1 pseudogene is annotated in these 548 nt (G+C 45.1%); it reads right to left on the bottom strand.

Annotated features, from left to right (window positions below):
- A pseudogene (locus R7Z49_RS27000) lies at positions 1-548 on the bottom strand (AraC family transcriptional regulator); the annotation flags it as partial.

Raw genomic sequence — 548 nt, 5'->3', positions numbered from 1 at the left:
TTTAGGCATGATGCCAAAGAGAAAACTCAGCGAAGAACCATAAGGCAGCTTAATCCCATCAAGGTCGGAACTCCCCACTTGGATTACATCGTTTTCAAGCATCACTTGGCTAACAATAAAGCGGGATTCTGGCGGGTTTGACACCAATAGTTTTGAAGCCTCCGCTTTAACTAATCCATATTTTGAGCCTAAAACAAGTTCACGTTCACCATCTTCTGTGCGTTTCACTACGCTACATATCCCAGGAATAAACTCATTATTAATCAAGCCCGATGCAGATGAATAGTGTTTAACTAACTCACCGGACAATCGGTAGTAACTCAACCCAACAGAAGATGCGAGCCACACACCTTTCGCATCACTGATCAAACACGCCGGACGAGCATTCGCAACACTCATCTCCAAGACTTGCTTGGCTTCTCCACCAGCCACTGTTTTAAACAACCCATAGGAAGAGGCAAACCACTGAGAGCCATCCGCCGCTGTCACTATATCTAGCGACTCGCCATATTTTTCCGAGAAACGATTGCAACGAATACGTTCATCAT

This window comes from Vibrio sp. 1562 (assembly GCF_033340155.1).
Taxonomy (GTDB): domain Bacteria; phylum Pseudomonadota; class Gammaproteobacteria; order Enterobacterales; family Vibrionaceae; genus Vibrio; species Vibrio alginolyticus.
Note: the sequence above shows the minus strand (reverse complement) of the source record. Positions and strands in the feature narration are given on the sequence as shown.